This window comes from Bacteroides sp. CAG:633 (assembly GCF_000435115.1).
GTDB lineage: Bacteria > Bacteroidota > Bacteroidia > Bacteroidales > Bacteroidaceae > Bacteroides > Bacteroides ndongoniae.
This window is the reverse complement of sequence record NZ_FR883096.1, coordinates 3,530-20,561: the sequence shown is the minus strand read 5'-3', so window position 1 is coordinate 20,561 and position 17,032 is coordinate 3,530. Positions and strand designations below refer to the sequence as shown.

The following is a 17,032-nucleotide window of genomic DNA, read 5'->3' as shown; positions in this document are numbered from 1 at the left end:
GCCGGCGATCCTGCAGCCATGCAGTACTATGCCCCCTTTGCCGGTGCTGCTATCGGCGAGTATTTCCGCGATACCGGCCGTCATGCCTTGGTTGTCTATGACGACCTTTCCAAACAGGCGGTTGCCTATCGTGAGGTATCATTGATTTTGCGTCGTCCTTCCGGACGTGAGGCCTATCCGGGTGATATTTTCTACCTGCATTCACGTCTGTTGGAACGTGCGGCACGAATCATCAACCAGCAGGAAGTAGCATGCCAGATGAACGACTTGCCCGACAGTCTGCGCGGAAAAGTAAAAGGCGGCGGTTCACTGACAGCCTTGCCTATCATTGAAACGCAGGCCGGCGACGTATCTGCATATATCCCGACCAATGTGATATCCATCACCGACGGACAGATCTTCCTCGATACCAATCTGTTCAATCAGGGCAACCGTCCGGCTATTGATGTCGGTATCTCGGTGAGCCGTGTCGGTGGTAATGCACAGATCAAGGCGATGAAGAAAGTGGCCGGTACGTTGAAGATCGACCAGGCTCAGTATCGCGAACTCGAAGCATTTACCAAGTTCAGTGGCGATATGGACCCCGTTACCGCGCTGACTATCGATAAGGGACAGAAGAATACCCGTTTGCTGGTACAGCCTCAGTACAGCCCGATGCCTGTCGAAAAGCAGGTGGCTATTCTGTATTGCGGTACACACGGATTGCTGAAAGATGTGCCTCTGGACAAAGTGAAGGAGTTTGAGCGCAGTTTCCTTGAACAGCTCGAAATGAATCACCGGAACGATGTTCTCGATGTACTGAAGACAGGTGTCATCAATGACGAAGTAACTCAGAAGATCGAAGAGACGGCAGCAATGGTCGCAAAAATGTTCAGCTGACCGTAATAAGTTCAACATTCAAAACATCAAGAAATGGCTTCACTGAAAGAGGTAAAAAATAGAATAAGTTCGGTCAAAAGTACCCGCCAGATTACTTCGGCTATGAAGATGGTGGCTTCGGCCAAACTTCATAAAGCGCAGGGACGGATAGAGAATATGCTGCCTTATCAGCGGAAACTGAATGAGATTCTGACTAATTTTTTAAGCACAGATGTCTCGTTCGAATCGCTCTATACAGAAGTGCGCCCTGTAGCTCGGGTTGCCATTGTGGTATTTTCGTCCAATACTTCGCTGTGTGGTGCTTTTAACTCCAACGTCGTTAAGATGTTGGAACACCGGCTGGAGGAATACCAGGCATTGGGCAAGGAGAATATCCTGATTTACCCAGTAGGGAAGAAGGTGGAAGAAGCCGTAAAGAAGTTGGGATATGTACCACAAGGCTCGTATCAGCCCATGTGCGACCGTCCTTCGTATGCCGATGCTTCGCAACTGGCGACAACGCTGATGGAGCAGTTCATCCAGAAGGAGGTCGATCAGGTAGAACTGGTGTACCATCACTTCAAGTCGACCGGATCTCAGGTCTTGATGTACGAGAACTATCTGCCCATTGATCTGGAGAAAATCCGACAGGAAGCGGGTGGCGACAAGGTGAAGGAGAACCGGTTCAACAACGACTATATCGTAGAACCTTCGGTTGCCGAACTAGTAACCGACCTCTTGCCTAAGGTTTTAAGTCAGAAGATTTATACCGTTCTGCTCGACTCCAATGCTTCCGAACACGCGGCACGTATGTTGGCCATGCAGGCCGCAACAGACAATGCCAACGAGTTGATACAAGACCTGACGAAGCAGTACAACAAGAGCCGTCAACAGGCCATTACGAACGAGTTGCTGGACATCATTGGCGGTAGCTTGAAGTAAAAAAGGCCGAAGGTTGAAGGAAACAGAAAAATAAATCGGGTGGGGATGTTCCGAATGAGACGTCTCCACCCGATTTTTTCTACGGGTTGCTATGTGTGTCTGTAGGTGCGAAGTTCATTGAAAATCGTATCATTGGAGGAACGGCATCAGCTTCGTATATTGACAATTCCTGTACTCTTAAAGACGCATTAAAGAGTCCTTTTCTGATACCTTAAGCCCTCTTCGGTTACTTCATTACATTCTCGACCCAACTCTGAACAGTATTACGGCTGATGCCGTTCAGCAGCTTGCCATTTTGCCAAAGCAAATCAGGATAGGCCTTCCTCAGCTCCTTTACGCTGTTGTTTATTCCGCTTCCTCCGGATGTGGCAAAGGGTATCAGCGTTTTGCCTTTCAATGAGTGGCTTTCGATAAAGGTATTGATGATTCGCGGCGCTTGATTCCACCAAATGGGATAGCCGATGAAGATGACATCATACTTGCTGACATCCGTCGGCGTTTCTTTCAATGCCGGGCGGGCTTTCGGGTTGTTCATCTCTACAGAGCTGCGCGACTGCTTGTTGTTCCAGTCAAGGTCGTCGGAGGTGTAAGCTTGTTGGGGAACAATTTCATGCAGTGTGCCGCCGGTGACATCCGCAATTGTGCGGGCAGCGTTGGCAGTGGTGCCGGTAGCAGAGAAATACACCACCAATGTTTTTCTTTCAGTTTGCATACGTTTTCCTCCTTTGTTTTGGGCGCAAGCGACAAGGCTCAGAGTCATGATCGCTGCCAATGCTAAGATAATCTTCCTCATAACTTGATTGTTTTTGAAATTGTAGTATCACTTGTTTTTTAAATCAGGTATCAGCGGTTCCACGTCTATCAGTTCCAGTTCTTTCACCATCGACAGTGTTCCTTGCTTGTATTTCTGGAAATGGGGCGTTTTCAGATGACTTTCGTATGCAGTCTGGTCGGCATAGATTTCCAAAATGGTCACTTGGTGTGGGGCTTCTTTCTCGGCTGTGGCGTAGAGCGTCAGTACGCCTGGTTCCAGACGCATCGAGGCTTCTATCTCTTCTTTCAGAAAAGCGTTATAAGCATCAATCTGTGCCGGGTCAACGGTTATTTTTGAAAGGCGCACCAACTTGTTTCCGGTAGAGACAGGTTGGCCATATTCCTGTTTAATGATGTGCAAAGCTTTGATAGCGGCAGGAAAACCGATGTATGGCAGACACTGAATGACTGCGGCAGTCAACGTTTCGGGTGTGTTGCCCACATTGATATTGCCGTGATAATGCGAATGTAACTGACTTTCAGCTTCGAGTGTGGTCAGAACGCAATAACCTAATAGTTCGCGTGTCTGCAAGTCGAGTGCGCCACGGCTGTATATTTCGCCAAAGAAATAGTCTGTCAGAAACCGCTCCACGTGCTTGCCCATATCTGCGGGCAATCCTTCCATCACCGAGGCAATGCCGCCGGGATAAAGTCTGTTCTGAATCGTTTTGCCTGTTTCGTGTCGGTTGTTCTCCGTTACGGTTCCCTGTTTCTCTATCGGTAAGGAAATTCCGCGTTCCTTGAATACTTCGTTCACAGTACCCACTGCATTCAGCATCTTCGGGAAGCCGATAAAGGGAGCTGTGAGATACATTACTTCGCGAAGCTCTTCGGGAGTGACACCAACATTGAGAGCCGCTTCGGCATGTGCTTTCAGCTGAGGAAGGGTTTGCATAGTGGCAAGGGTGATGCAGGTGATCATCTCCCGCTGTTTCAATGTCAGGTTGCCTGTCTGGAATACTTCTCCAAAAATGAACTTCTGCAGGATGTCCATCATTTCCGGGTCCGTTCCCTGTCCGGTCAGTGCTTCACCGCCGAACAGCGTGCGATAATTCTGTTTGCAAACTTCAATTCTGTCCATATGGCTCTCCGTTGTTTGTGCCATCGCAGGCAAACTGCCCGCCAATGCAAAGGCAATCATTCTCATTATCTTTTTCATCGCTTTCTCTCGTTTTTTATCTAATGCAAAAGTACGTCAGGTGAAGCGTAGATTTTGTAATCATAAGTGGGGGAAAAGTACCTTTTTTACGGAATTTAGAGTCTGTATTAGGTGTTGTTGGTTATTATATTTATTGCAGCTTTCTTTGTGAATCGTATTAATGAAGATTTGCGGAAATATCAATTTTGCCAACGATACTGAGTTTTAGGGGGGACGGAGATCATTGGAAATGATGAACTGATATTAACTGGAATGTGCACTTACCGTTAAACCTTATTGTGTGGTGGAGAATATCTGAAGATACAAAACAACCAACTAATTCCCATTACTTTGTATATGAATTAGTTGGTTGATTTATAGTATTTACAGAATAACCTAAAATAATGTATCTGTAAATGCAATTTATAATTGATAACTTATAGTTGTCCTCCAACTCCTTTAAATTTCTCAATAAAAGCAACTATCTTTTGAAATACTGTCTGCTTCTTCGTCAGATATTGGGGATTCAAAGGACTCATTTTCGGTAAAATGTTGTTAAAATCAGTTCCATTCTCACTAGCGTATTCACGCTTTAAAGATATCTCCATATAATGTTTAGCTTCTCTTTCGTTCAACTTCTCGTTTGCAATCAATTCAGCTGCTTCTTCTTTTTGCTTGCCTTGTGCATATTCAAAAAATGCTTTTATAATTTCTGTTTTATCAGGAATGGCATCAAGATTCGCATCATTGATAAAATCAACAATCAAACTTTCTTTGGCTCTGTTACCAACACTTGATCGAATAATCCGGCGAATTTCCTCTATCAAAGAGGATTTATCCATCTTCTTTTTATTATGTTCAAAAATCAGTTCAAGGATATAATCCAGATTTATTTCTTGTGATTTAAGCAAATCTATCTCGAATACAACATCATCCCAATCTATTCTTGATTTTTCTGATTTATTGCCTTCTTTTTCTTGTCTTAACCAATCCCGTATGTCGTTATAAGTTGATTTGTAATCCTGAATGATTCTGTCAGACGGCATTTGCAATTTCTGCATTTTTGCAATATCGCTATCTGTAACAAAATAATCGTTTTTAAATGTCTCTACCGCTTCCTTATTGTTAATGTCTATTGTTTGGAAAGCTTTGAGCATGGTAAACTCATCAAAATTCTGCAATATGTTTTCCACTCGCAAATATTCGCCGAACAACTTGACAAATTCCTTTTTATCATGTTCGGTAATGATTTTATCTGTGTCAGGAAACTTCTCACTCAGTTCTTTTACGATATCAATATATCCTTTTCGAGCTTCACCGGAAACAATGTCCTTAAAGCCTTCCAAATACTCCTGATAACTTTTTTCGAGTACTACATTTGCAGTATTCTCATCGCCAAACAATCTTATTGCATTAACCGTATGCTTTTCTAGATCTCTGAAAGTAACAATATTACCGAACGTTTTAGTTGAATCATAAATTCGGTTGGTACGTGAAAATGCCTGTATCAGTCCATGAAAGCGTAAATTCTTATCTACGAAAAGAGTATTCAAGGTCGGTGCATCAAAACCTGTAAGGAACATACCCACTACTATTACAAGATCCACTTCTTTATTTTTTACCCTTTTGGCTAAGTCTCTGTAATAATTTTGAAACTCTTTACTTTCAATGCCATAACTTGTTCCAAACAGGTTATTATAATCATGAATGGCTTTCGTCAAAAACTCTTTTGAACTGAGATCCATTGCCGAAGGATTGAAGTTCTCATCTGATATTTCACCTATTGCACTTTGCTCCTCATTGGCAGCAAAAGAAAATATTGTAGCTATCTTCAGTGGTTTTTTAGAGTCTTTCTGTAATCGGTTTAATTCTTCATAGTAGCATTTAGCTGCATCCACACCGCTGACAGTAAACATTGCATTGAAACCTTTATTATTATTTTGATTTCGATGTGTTTTTATTCTAAAATTCTGTAGAATATATTGAGATATTTCATTGATACGGGCAGGATGAAGCAAAGCCTGCTTGTTTTCTGCAGCACTTAATTTCTGCTCGTCAACTTCTGTTTCTATATTCTTAAAACGAGGTCTTACATTGTTGTAATCTACTTTAAATTTCAAAACTTTTTCATCACGAATAGCATCAGTTATAACATATGAATGCAATTCGCGGCCGAACACACTTGCTGTGGTTTCCGATCCATTCGCATTTTCTGGGAAAATTGGTGTTCCAGTAAAGCCAAACTGATAATACTTCTTGAATTTTTTTCTCAATTGTTTTTGTGCTTCGCCGAATTGGGAACGATGACACTCATCAAAAATGAAAACAACCTGCTTCTGATAAACCGGAAGATTGTCTTCACTTTTCATCAGGTTATTCAGCTTTTGAATCGTAGTGACGATAATTCTATTGTCATCCTTTTCTATATTCCGTTTCAACCCGGCCGTACTTTCAGAACCATTGACACTATCCGGAGAGAACCTCTGGTATTCTTTCATCGTCTGATAATCAAGATCCTTGCGGTCAACAACAAAGAATACCTTATCGATAAACTCCAGTTGTGTAGCCAATCGTGCAGCCTTAAAGCTTGTAAGTGTTTTACCGGAACCCGTGGTATGCCAAATATATCCTCCCCCTTCGGTCGTTGACCATTTTTTTGCCTGATACGAGCTTTTTATTTTCCACAACATACGTTCTGTTGCCGCAATCTGATATGGACGCATTACAAGCAAAGTGTTATTGGTATCAAAGACTGAATAAGTAAAAATGACATTAAGCAATGTGTTCTTTTGAAAAAAAGTCTCTGTGAAATCTTTCAAGTCTTTTATCACAGTATTCTTGGCATTTGCCCAACTCATAGTAAAGTCAAAACTAGTCTTGTTACGTTCAACCGTATTGGCAAAATAACGGCTGTCAGTGCCGTTTGAAATGACAAATACTTGGATATACTTGAAAAGAGAGTTGTCGCTATTGAAACTTTCCTTGGAATATCGGTGAATCTGATTGAACGCTTCACGAATAGCCACACCACGTTTTTTTAATTCAACCTGTACCAGTGGCAAACCATTGACCAGAATTGTAACATCATAGCGGTTTACTTGAGCCCCGCTCTGCTCAAATTGGTTGATTACCTGCAACTTGTTTTGGGTGATATCTTGTTTATTAACCAGATAAATATTTTTAATATGCCCATCATCGAAAACAAAATCATAGATATAGTTGTCATGAATCTTACGGGTCTTGTCTATCAGGGTATCTCCCGGCTTATCCAAATATTCAGCTATAAATCGTACCCATTCCTTGTCAGAAAACTCCATATCGTTAAGTTCCTGAATTTTCAAACGGACATTAGCCAGTAATGCTTCAGGTGTTGAAATATCCGGGCGATATTCATAGCCTTGATTCACTAAATCTTGAATAAATTCGCGTTCAAGACTTGCTTCTGATTGGTACACAACAGAAGCCTCATGAAGTTCATTATACTTGGTATAGGCATCAAGTACAATGAAATTATTTGATTCTGCTATGATGCTATATTGTGCCATTTTACCAATATTGTAATTTATTCGTTTTTAAAATGATAGATATTTTTGATTTCTCGTACCAGATAGCTTAACACTCTTTTGTCATTATCATCTATTATAGAAGTTTCTTCTCCTGAATGTTTTCCGTGACTGCATAGATTTATTATACGATTATAATAAGCTTCGTGTGCATCATCCGGTAACAAAGTCAATAACTCTCTCCATTTTTTATATCCTAGAAATGTTGAAGTTTTCTCCAATATTTGGCGTAAAAAATTATAGTGATATTTCTTTATATTACCACTTTGTATTGCTTTTTCAAGTTCAGACAAAAGGAATAGATGATAGGAAAAAGGAGAATCATTAGAATCATGAAGTATGTAGGTTCCATCATCTAATTTCTCCAAACGTTTTTTAAGCGATTTTTTTGTTTTATCCTTAGTTTCTTGGTCAGCATTATTAAATTCATTATACAGCACATTATAAAACAGTGGATTATGTGTTGTGATTACAAACTTTACTTCTGACTCGCTTTTTCTTATTAATTCTGCTATATCTACTGCTAATTCAATTAAATGGTTTTCATCCAATGAGCTTACAGGATCATCAATAAATACATATTTAAGCTCATTAAATTGGTCAGTTTCTCTATCTGCTTCCTCTGCCACATTTAATACTTCTATAACCTGTTCAAGTAGGCTATAAAACACACACCAAATTAGGCAACTTTCTTCTCCTTTCGATATTTTTATGTTCTCTATCTTACCTTCATTGCCACTTTCTACTGAAAATGTAATTTCAGAATATGCTTTAACAATGATATCATTACCTTTTGTATCTTTTGTAGTATATTCTTCATTAAAACGTGGCGATAATTTATCATTTGTATAATGCTGAAAATTAGTTACTATATTTCTTTCCTGCCCTTGTTCTTTAAGAATCCAATCGGTAAAACTGTTCGGCTGTATTTTGAGTTTTCTTGTAGAATCAGCATATAGATCATTGTCCCAGTAGAACAAATCCTCCGTAAAGGCATTATAATATAAAACCTTTATTTTTGATTCTTCGCCCTCACTATCATGACTCTTTGGCGAAACGCACTCTTTGAATTCACGTGACAGACGAGTCTTGCCTACACCATTGAAGGCATAGATTAGTTGTACCTTTTTATCTGTATAATGAAGGGCTTGTGCTATTTCTTTTAATGATTGTCCCATATTATGCTTCTTTTATTTTTGGGAATGATAATAATTTGTTTCTATAATATTCGTATTGTTCCTGCACTGCAGCTATCTCTACTGGTAGTACTTGGGACAGGTCACTTATTAATGAATCAAATTTATTAAGTAATGTAGCAATCCTTACTTGCTCTTCATAAGTAGGAATAGGAATAATCGCATTTCCTAAACCTTTAGCTGATATAGAACATATTTTTCCTTCAGACACATACTTAACAATTTGCTTGTGATAATAAGTTGACCTCAAATAATGAGAAACATATTGAGGATATAAATCACTCTTAAATATGAAACAGGCGTCATGTACTGCAGCGGGCTTCTCTCCAAGCCAAGCTACACCGATCCCTATATCTTCTTTATTTTCACCAGCGGCAACAATTACGACATCATTTTTATGAGCGTACCTCATTTTAGGGGCAAGTTCACTTCTAAGTTTCCCTTTACTTTGGGTTGCATACAATCCGTAATATGTGTAAATATCACCATAATGAATGCAAGGAACGCCGTCATTAACGATGTCTGTCCTTACAAATCGCTTCCCTCTTATAAACGATCCTATATCACTCAGCTTCATCCAAGTTACACTTTTCATATTCTTTCCAGATTCATCAAATGCAAGCAATTTATTACGATAATATTCATATTGTTCCCGTCTCGCTTGCAGCTCCGTTTGCAGCTCCGTTTGCAGCTCCACTGCATATTCCTCAAAGCGGTCGAGAATTTTTACAATTTCTTCTTGAATATCAGGATGTGGAATTGGAATAAAAAAATTTTCTATGCTTGAAATATGAACATGAGGTACGCCTCCCCCTTTTTTTGTGGCATAAATATTGTCTTGCATATTTGTTAAACAGTAATACAGATATTTTGTGGAAACATCTTCACAACCTTTTATAGAAAATGCATCACACACAAATATAGGTTCGTTCCAATATTGTACATAACCAGCTCCTGCACCGCTTCCTGCTACTGTAATAGTCTCACCTTCCCTATTAAATTTGTCACAATAGAATGCTGGGACTCTTCCACCAGAAATTACAGGATATACACCTTCCGTTGAGTTATTTCTAGTCAACGATGTCCCTCGTTGCATTATTGAAACTTGTTTATCTCCTAACTTCTTATACTCAACTCCATTTGGACAAAGTTTCTGTATCAAATCTTTTAGTTTACTCATAACTCATCCTCCTACAATTCTGCAATTATCTTGTCTATTTCCGCACGCAATTTGTTCTCTTGCGCTACAATTCGGCGAATACGCTCGTTTAGCTCCTTAATATCAGTCTTCGGACGAGTATCTTCAACTTCAACATAACTGCTTACCGACAAGTTATAATCATTTTCAGCAATGGTTTTATTTTCAACTGATTTGGCTATATAGTCAATATCTTCTTTTTTATCGAAGATCTCTACAATCCTGTCTATATGCTTATCCTTAAGCATATTGTTATTGGTTGCTTTTGTGTAGAATTCTTCACTGCTTGCATCTATAAACTGGATTCTTGTATCTGGTTTATGTTTTGATAAAACAAGAATATTTACTGCTATTGAAGTGCCGTAGAATAAATTGGATGGCAACGAAATAATGGTCTCCACATAGTTACCATCTACCAGATATTTCCTGATTTTCTGCTCCGCTCCACCTCGGTAAAAAATTCCAGGGAAGCAGACAATAGCAGCACGACCTTTGCTTGAAAGATAATGCAATGCATGCAGAACAAACGCAAAATCTGCTTTTGACTTGGGTGCAAGTACTCCGGCTGGAGCAAAACGGTCGTCATTGATAAGGGTAGGATCGTCCGACCCCATCCAGTTTACCGAATAGGGAGGATTGGATACAATGGCATCAAAAGGTTTTTCATCTCCAAATTGTGGGTCGGTAAGCGTATTACCACGTGCTATCTTAAATTTGTCATAGTTTATATTATGTAGAAACATATTCATTCGGGCTAAGTTATAGGTGGTTGGATTTATCTCCTGCCCAAAAAAGCCATCTTCTATGATATGATCTTCGAACTGTCTTTTTGCCTGAAGTAACAGAGAGCCAGAACCAGCTGCCGGATCATATATTTTGTTTACACTTGTCTGATTATGCATGGCAAGCCTTGATATAAGCTTTGAAACATTCTGAGGCGTAAAAAATTCTCCTCCAGACTTTCCGGCATTTGCCGCATAATTGTTAATTAAAAACTCATATGAATCTCCAAAAATATCAATTTCACTATCTTCAAATTTCCCGAAATCCAAAGATGCAATTCCTCTTATGACAGCAGACAAACGACTGTTTTTTTCTTCGACAGTACTACCAAGACGAGTACTGGTTGTATCAAAATCGGCAAATAGTCCTACAACACTTTTTTCAGATGCATAACCGACTGCAGAATTTTCTATAGCGTCAAAGATAGCTTTTAAATCAGTATTGAGATTAGGATTTGTAGTGGCTGTTTTTACTATGTTTACAAAAAGCTGACTCGGATAAATAAAGTATCCCTTTGTTTTGACAGCATCATCTTTTATCTCAGAGGTAATTACACTATCAGGTAATTCTGCATAATTTATACTATCGTCTCCCCCCTCAATATAATCAGTAAAGTTTTCACTGATATATCGATAAAATAATGTCCCTAACACAAACTGCTTGAAATCCCAACCGTCAACGGCACCTCTCACCTCGTTGGCAATTTTCCAAATTTTATTATGTAACTCATCTCGTTGTTGAGTGCTTGTCATCTTATATTCGTTTTTTAATCGTTATACATATTATTTGAGATATAAACTCACTTGCTTTTATTGATGAGTTCCCTTCTGTCAATATTTAATAATTCTGTTATTTTTGAAAGGGTAACCAAATCTGGCTGCGAAACATTGGTGCATCATTTTGATACGGTTGATGGATCTTTCCTCAATTACTCTGCTAACCAATTGTCTGTTTTCTTCTTTTCTACAAGAACTAATTTGAGCCTATTTATATCTTCCATATCAATCATAAAATTGAATCTTATACAAAGATAGTGAATTAATTTGTCTGGTAATAGTTTTATCTGCATATTTCCCGACTTTGGAGGAGAATTTGTCAGCAAGTCATTGCCAGAATAGGGCAGCAAGGTCATCCCTAAAGTCCCTCTTTCCTTCCCTAAACTCCCTCTTTACGATCGTAAAGTCCCTCTTTCGGTGTAGGAATATAGGCTTTTTTAGTTATCTTTACCCCCAATTGAAAATACGCATACGGTCATGGAGCAGAATCAGGAATTGGCATTGGCATGGGAGTTTATAGAAAATACCGGTACTCATCTTTTTCTTACAGGAAAGGCAGGTACAGGGAAGACGACGTTTTTAAGGAAACTGAAGGCGGAGAGCCCGAAGCGGATGATCGTGCTGGCTCCTACGGGCATAGCCGCCATCAATGCAGGAGGGGTGACCATCCATTCCTTTTTCCAGCTTCCGTTTGCGCCTTACGTGCCCGAAACGTCTTTCAATGCCGACGGAAAGGCTTCGTACCGTTTCCGCTTCGGGAAAGAAAAGCTGAACATCATGCGCAGCATCGACTTACTGGTGATTGATGAAATCAGTATGGTACGTGCCGACCTGTTGGATGCCATTGACAATGTGCTGCGCCGTTTTCGCGACCGGACAAAACCGTTTGGTGGCGTACAGCTGCTGATGATAGGCGACTTGCAACAGTTGTCGCCAGTGGTGAAAGAGGACGAATGGCAACTACTGGGTAGGTTCTACGACACGCCATACTTCTTTTCGAGCCATGCGCTGAAACAGACCGAATATTGCACCATCGAATTGCAGAAAGTATACCGTCAGAGCGACGGAGATTTTCTGGAACTGCTGAACCGCATTCGCGAGAACCGTTGCGACAAGGCTGTGCTCGATGCGTTGAACCGTCGGTATATTCCCGATTTTCATCCGCGGAAAGAGGACGGGTACATCCGGCTGGTGACCCATAACTATCAGGCACAACGCATCAATGAGCACGAGCTGGAGCAACTGCCCGGGCGGGTATATACTTATCGTGCTACCATCGATGGCAAGTTTCCCGAATATTCTTATCCTACCGACGAATTGTTGGAGCTGAAAAAGAATGCCCAGATCATGTTTGTGAAGAACGATACGTCGGGGGAACACCGTTATTACAACGGTATGATCGGCGAAGTGACGGATATTTCGCAGCAGGGCATTGTTGTGCGTACGCTGGAGAATCCGCAACCTTTTGTATTGCAGGAAGAAGAATGGGCCAATGCGAAATATGTGCTCGATGAAGAGACAAAAGAGATCACCGAGGACATTGAAGGAACCTTCAAGCAATATCCTGTAAAGCTGGCATGGGCCATCACGATTCATAAGAGTCAGGGACTGACTTTCGACCGTGCGGTGATTGATGCCAGTGCATCGTTTGCCCACGGACAGGCTTATGTGGCTTTGAGTCGTTGCCGCACGCTGGAAGGTGTGGTGCTGAGTGCTCCGTTGTCGGAACGGGCCATTATCAATGACGAGGCGGTAGAAGCCTTTACGTTGAAAGCCCGTGACAGTCGTCCGGATGCGATGCGGGTACATACGCTGCAACAGGCTTATTTTCTGGAACTGCTGACGGGGCTGTTCGACTTCTTCCCGCTGGAGCAAAGTTTGCGCAGGTATGTGCGTCTGATAGACGAGCACTTGTATAAACTTTATCCCAAGCAGCTTGCTTCGTATAAGGAAGTAGTGGAGCAGGTACATGAAAAAGTGGTGATGGTAGGGCAGAAGTTTAAGCAGCAGTACACGCGTCTGGTTGGTGCCTCTGCCGATTATATGACGGACCAGCATCTGCAGGAACGCATTCATCAGGCTACCTTGTACTTTGGTGAGCAGCTTCAGCCGCTGGAGGAACTTCGGCAGAACCTGATACTGCAATCGGACAACAAAGAGCTGAAGAAAAAACTGCGCGATGCAGCAGATGAACTGGTGGAGAGCATACTGCAAAAAACAGGACTGCTGAAGTTTGTCGGTCAGGAGGGTTTTCATACAGCACCGTATCTGAAGCAGAAAGCATTACTGTCCATCGCAGACCCTCAACAGGCAGCCGGCAAGCAGGCGGCTAAAGGCAGGCAGAAGACAGCTGCCGGAGGTGGAAAAGCCGATATGCCTGCCGATATTCTTCATCCGGAACTATATAACCGCCTGGTGGCATGGCGCAATGCCGAAGCGGGCAAGCAGGGGATGCCGGTATATACGGTGCTGCAGCAGAAAGCAATATTGGGAATCAGCAACCTGCTGCCTACTGATGAAGCCTCGTTGCTGTGCATTCCGTACATGGGCAAGAAAGGGGTTGAAAAGCACGGAGATGCTATTCTGGAGATGGTGAAGGCTTATCGGAGAGAACAGGGAATGCCCGATGATGCGCTTTCGTTAGATTAAGCCTACAGCGTGATGGATGGCGTTTGTCTGCTCTTTTTCGTGCAGATATAGTTGGAAATATTCATTCCAGTTTTTTCCGGTTTCGAACTTCAGCAAGTCATTGAAATAGGCTGCTGACAGTTTCAGGGTGGCGGCGCAGGTGGTCGGAGGAGGGACCTGTATCTTATCCGGATGACAGCCTTCGGTGTAGCGGTCAATCCATCTTTCGGTTTTGCAGACGATGGCTTTGTTCTGGTTGTCGCGGGTGATGAACTGACGTTCGTAATAGCGTGTGCAATATTCGAGCATCAACTCGATGTGGTACGATAGGATGATACTGCTATGAACATCGGCCGGATAGCGCAGTTCGTTTTCGAGGTTCCTAAGGCAGCATACGATTTGTTCGGTTTCGCGTTGGGACAAGTGCAGGGCCTCGCTCTTGGCGTAGTCGAAGAACGAGTACTTTTTGATTCGTTTGGTCAGTGATGTGTCGAACTGGTCGGGCTGAAAAACGAGCAGATAACCTTTCGAGGGAAGCGAGTGTTCCTTGTCCATGCGGAAGGTCTGTTCGGGAGGCAAAAATATCATAGTGGCATACGAGTAGTCGCAGCTTCCTTTTCCGCAACAGCAATGGTTCTTTTCGCATTTCTCAGCCAGAATGATGGCATATACTCCAAACTTTATGCTTGTTTGCTGCATGCAGGAGTCCGACAGATTGATAATGCTTATTTCGGGATGCAAGGTCCGGCTTCCCAGGCATAGGTTACACTCATATATGTTTTTTAGCTTCAGCATGTGTCATTCTGTTGTCATATCTGCCGGCAAAAATAGTGACTTATGGCTGTATCCGGATAAACATTATTACGGATTCTGTTATCTTTGTTACGGTTGCAGAGGAGCTGATTGGGTCCGTAAATGCGAGCAATCCATGCCTGAGTATAACGGAAAGTCTGTCCCGCTAATTTTTGATAACCCCGCTTCTGTAATTTTGGTACTGAAATCAGTAAATAGTTTGTTGCGCTGACAGATTTTTCTTCCTTATTTTGCAAGGTGTTTTTCCGGTTGTTTGTGCATTGGAGGGAGGAGATAACAGATCTGTCTGATGCTGGTCGGATGGAAAAACGAATGTATCATAATCATTAAAATATAGAAGCAATGGCAAAAAAAGTGTTGATTTTATCATCCAGTCCTCGTCGGAGAGGAAATTCGGATACGCTTTGTGATGAGTTTATGCGTGGAGCCATCGAAGGCGGTAACGAGGTTGAAAAGGTGTTCTTGCGCGACAAGAATATTCATCCTTGTCTGGGATGCAGCGTGTGCAGTTACGAAAAGAAACCCTGCCCGCAGAAAGACGATGCGGCTGAAGTGATTCAGAAAATGCTGGAAGCCGACGTGATTGTAATGGGCACTCCTGTCTATTTTTATGCGATGAGTGCGCAGATGAAGACGCTGATAGACCGTTGTTGCGGGCCGTATACCGAAATGAAGAACAAAGAATTCTACTTTATCGCTACCGCGGCCGAAGACTATCCTTCGATTATGGAACGCATCGTTGACAGTTTCAGCGGATTCCTCGATTGTCTGGAAAATCCGATGCTGAAAGGTACCGTGTTCTGTGGCGGGGTATGGCATCCGGGTGAGATAAAAACAAAACCCGAAGCCATGCGCAATGCTTACGAGATGGGACTTCGGGTATCGCTTGATTGAGCAGTATCGGCAGAGGGTCAGTAAGGAGAGTTTCGTCCTTGCTGTACTTCTATACGGAAGCCGAACGAACCGTCCTGCGATTTCAGTTCGAAAGCACCTTTAAAATTATTTCTTTCCCAGGGAAGGGCAGAAGGATTGAATACCTTTCGTCCTTCCTTGTTGTATTCGCCGTAGGTGTTGATACGCATGCCGTTCTTCAGTTTGAAGCTGCCCATTTGCAGGTTGTCCATCAGGCTGCCTACAGAGTTCAGACCAAAAGGATTGAGATAGAAGGACGAACCGCTGCTGAACATGTTGCTAAGCCCCGACGAGTAGGTGACGTCCGGATTGAGCCGGAATAGCTGGCTGTAGTCTTTGCTTGCGTTGGGAATGACAATCTTGAAAGACTTGCTCAGGTCGGGAGTCGGCATTTTGATCAGACTGTTCATATCTATCAGGAAACCTCCGTAGTTTCGGGTTCCGTCGGGCAGAAGTTGCTCTTCGGCAGGGGGAATGTTGCCTGTCTCCTGGCGCAACGTATCGGTTGCCACTTCGTTTTGGGCAAAGGCCATGCTACTGTACAAGGCAATGATCGTGAATAGAAATAAAAAACGTTTCATTTTATCTACACATTTTGTCTGCTTCAAAGATAATGCTTTTCTGCCGACCCTTTCGCGTGTCTTAAGACTATTTATCTGTTTTTTCAATATTGCGTGAAAGATGACTTAGCGACATTTCTATTGGGTAATCAGTTTATATCCGATGCCGCGTACATTGATGATACGTATATTTTCGTCCTTGGCCAGTTTGTGGCGCAGTTTGGTGATGAAGACGTGCAGGCTTCGTTGATTGAAGAAGGAGTCATCGCCCCAGAGGTCGAGGAGGATGTCGCGCATGTTCACCACACAGTTGCGATTCTGGCAGAGGCGGCGCAGTATTTCGGTTTCACGGTGCGACAGTTCCTGCTGGTTGCTTTCGTGAAGGAGGAGTTGGCGCCGGATGTCAAGCTGGTAACTGCCAATCGGGTAGAGGGAGGGGACTTCCACTTCGGTTGTTGTGTAGGTGCAGGCACGGCCTACCAGTGCCTTGATGCGTATGATGAGTTCCTGCATGCCGAATGGTTTCTTTAAGTAGTCGTTGGCACCCAGTTCGAAGCCTTCGACAACATCGTTCACTGCCGAGCGGGCAGTGAGGAAAAGGACAGGCGTACGGCGGTCGCTTTGCCGGATACGGCGTACCATTTCGAAGCCGTCCATGCGGGGCATCATGATGTCGGCTACTACTACGTCGGGGTGAATCTCGAAAAAGAGACGCAGGCCTTCTTCACCATCTGCAGCGGTATGAATGAGGAAGCCCTGACCTTCGAGGGTGTCCTTGATGATCATGGCAAGGGTCTGTTCGTCTTCGACGAGGAGGACGGATATAGAACTATCGAGCCTCACCCCCGACCC

General features: G+C 42.5%; 12 protein-coding genes and 2 pseudogenes. 4 read left to right on the top strand and 10 right to left on the bottom strand.

From position 1 onward, the window contains the following. Both QVP67_RS10010 and QVP67_RS10005 read left to right on the top strand, forming a co-directional pair. A pseudogene (locus QVP67_RS10010) lies at positions 1-879 on the top strand (F0F1 ATP synthase subunit alpha); the annotation flags it as partial. A 33-nt stretch (positions 880-912) separates the two neighbouring features. Next, positions 913-1,800: a F0F1 ATP synthase subunit gamma gene (locus QVP67_RS10005; RefSeq protein ID WP_022163423.1), complete on the top strand. Its 888-nt coding sequence runs from the start codon at positions 913-915 to the stop codon at positions 1,798-1,800. 226 nt (positions 1,801-2,026) lie between these two features. On the opposite strand, the gene QVP67_RS10000 is transcribed toward QVP67_RS10005, so the two are convergent. The 7 genes and pseudogenes from QVP67_RS10000 to QVP67_RS09970 form a co-directional block, all read right to left on the bottom strand. After that, positions 2,027-2,593, bottom strand: a complete 567-nt coding sequence (locus QVP67_RS10000) for a flavodoxin (RefSeq protein WP_022163422.1) — start codon at positions 2,591-2,593, stop codon at positions 2,027-2,029. Between the two features lie 27 nt (positions 2,594-2,620). Continuing rightward, positions 2,621-3,772, bottom strand: a complete 1,152-nt coding sequence (locus QVP67_RS09995; protein ID WP_022163421.1) for a carboxymuconolactone decarboxylase family protein — start codon at positions 3,770-3,772, stop codon at positions 2,621-2,623. Between the two features lie 416 nt (positions 3,773-4,188). Next, positions 4,189-7,296 carry a type I restriction endonuclease subunit R gene (locus QVP67_RS09990; protein ID WP_022163420.1) on the bottom strand — a complete coding sequence of 1,036 codons (3,108 nt, stop codon included), beginning with the start codon at positions 7,294-7,296 and terminating at the stop codon, positions 4,189-4,191. Between the two features lie 17 nt (positions 7,297-7,313). Continuing rightward, a complete protein-coding gene (locus QVP67_RS09985) occupies positions 7,314-8,492 on the bottom strand; it encodes an AAA family ATPase (RefSeq protein ID WP_022163419.1) in 1,179 nt (392 codons plus the stop codon). Between the two features lies 1 nt (position 8,493). After that, a complete protein-coding gene (locus QVP67_RS09980; protein WP_288180099.1) occupies positions 8,494-9,690 on the bottom strand; it encodes a restriction endonuclease subunit S in 1,197 nt (398 codons plus the stop codon). Between the two features lie 11 nt (positions 9,691-9,701). Then, positions 9,702-11,243, bottom strand: a complete 1,542-nt coding sequence (locus QVP67_RS09975) for a type I restriction-modification system subunit M (RefSeq protein ID WP_022163417.1) — start codon at positions 11,241-11,243, stop codon at positions 9,702-9,704. A gap of 47 nt (positions 11,244-11,290) precedes the next feature. After that, positions 11,291-11,491, bottom strand: a pseudogene (locus QVP67_RS09970) (helix-turn-helix domain-containing protein). A gap of 253 nt (positions 11,492-11,744) precedes the next feature. Between QVP67_RS09970 and QVP67_RS09965 the strand changes: the two are divergent. Continuing rightward, positions 11,745-13,916: an HRDC domain-containing protein gene (locus QVP67_RS09965; protein WP_022163416.1), complete on the top strand. Its 2,172-nt coding sequence runs from the start codon at positions 11,745-11,747 to the stop codon at positions 13,914-13,916. On the opposite strand, the gene QVP67_RS09960 is transcribed toward QVP67_RS09965, so the two are convergent. Further along, positions 13,908-14,690: a hypothetical protein gene (locus QVP67_RS09960; RefSeq protein ID WP_022163415.1), complete on the bottom strand. Its 783-nt coding sequence runs from the start codon at positions 14,688-14,690 to the stop codon at positions 13,908-13,910. The two genes, QVP67_RS09965 and QVP67_RS09960, sit on opposite strands and share 9 nt — an antisense overlap. Positions 14,691-15,050: 360 nt before the next feature. Here QVP67_RS09960 and QVP67_RS09955 point away from each other — a divergent pair, with 360 nt between their 5' ends. After that, on the top strand, positions 15,051-15,602 hold the full coding sequence (locus tag QVP67_RS09955) for a flavodoxin family protein (RefSeq protein ID WP_022163414.1): 552 nt from the start codon (positions 15,051-15,053) through the stop codon (positions 15,600-15,602). A gap of 17 nt (positions 15,603-15,619) precedes the next feature. Here QVP67_RS09955 and QVP67_RS09950 read toward each other — a convergent pair whose 3' ends face one another. Both QVP67_RS09950 and QVP67_RS09945 read right to left on the bottom strand, forming a co-directional pair. Further along, on the bottom strand, positions 15,620-16,201 hold the full coding sequence (locus tag QVP67_RS09950; protein WP_022163413.1) for a hypothetical protein: 582 nt from the start codon (positions 16,199-16,201) through the stop codon (positions 15,620-15,622). 117 nt (positions 16,202-16,318) lie between these two features. Further along, a complete protein-coding gene (locus tag QVP67_RS09945; RefSeq protein WP_022163412.1) occupies positions 16,319-17,023 on the bottom strand; it encodes a response regulator transcription factor in 705 nt (234 codons plus the stop codon). Positions 17,024-17,032 lie beyond the last annotated feature (9 nt).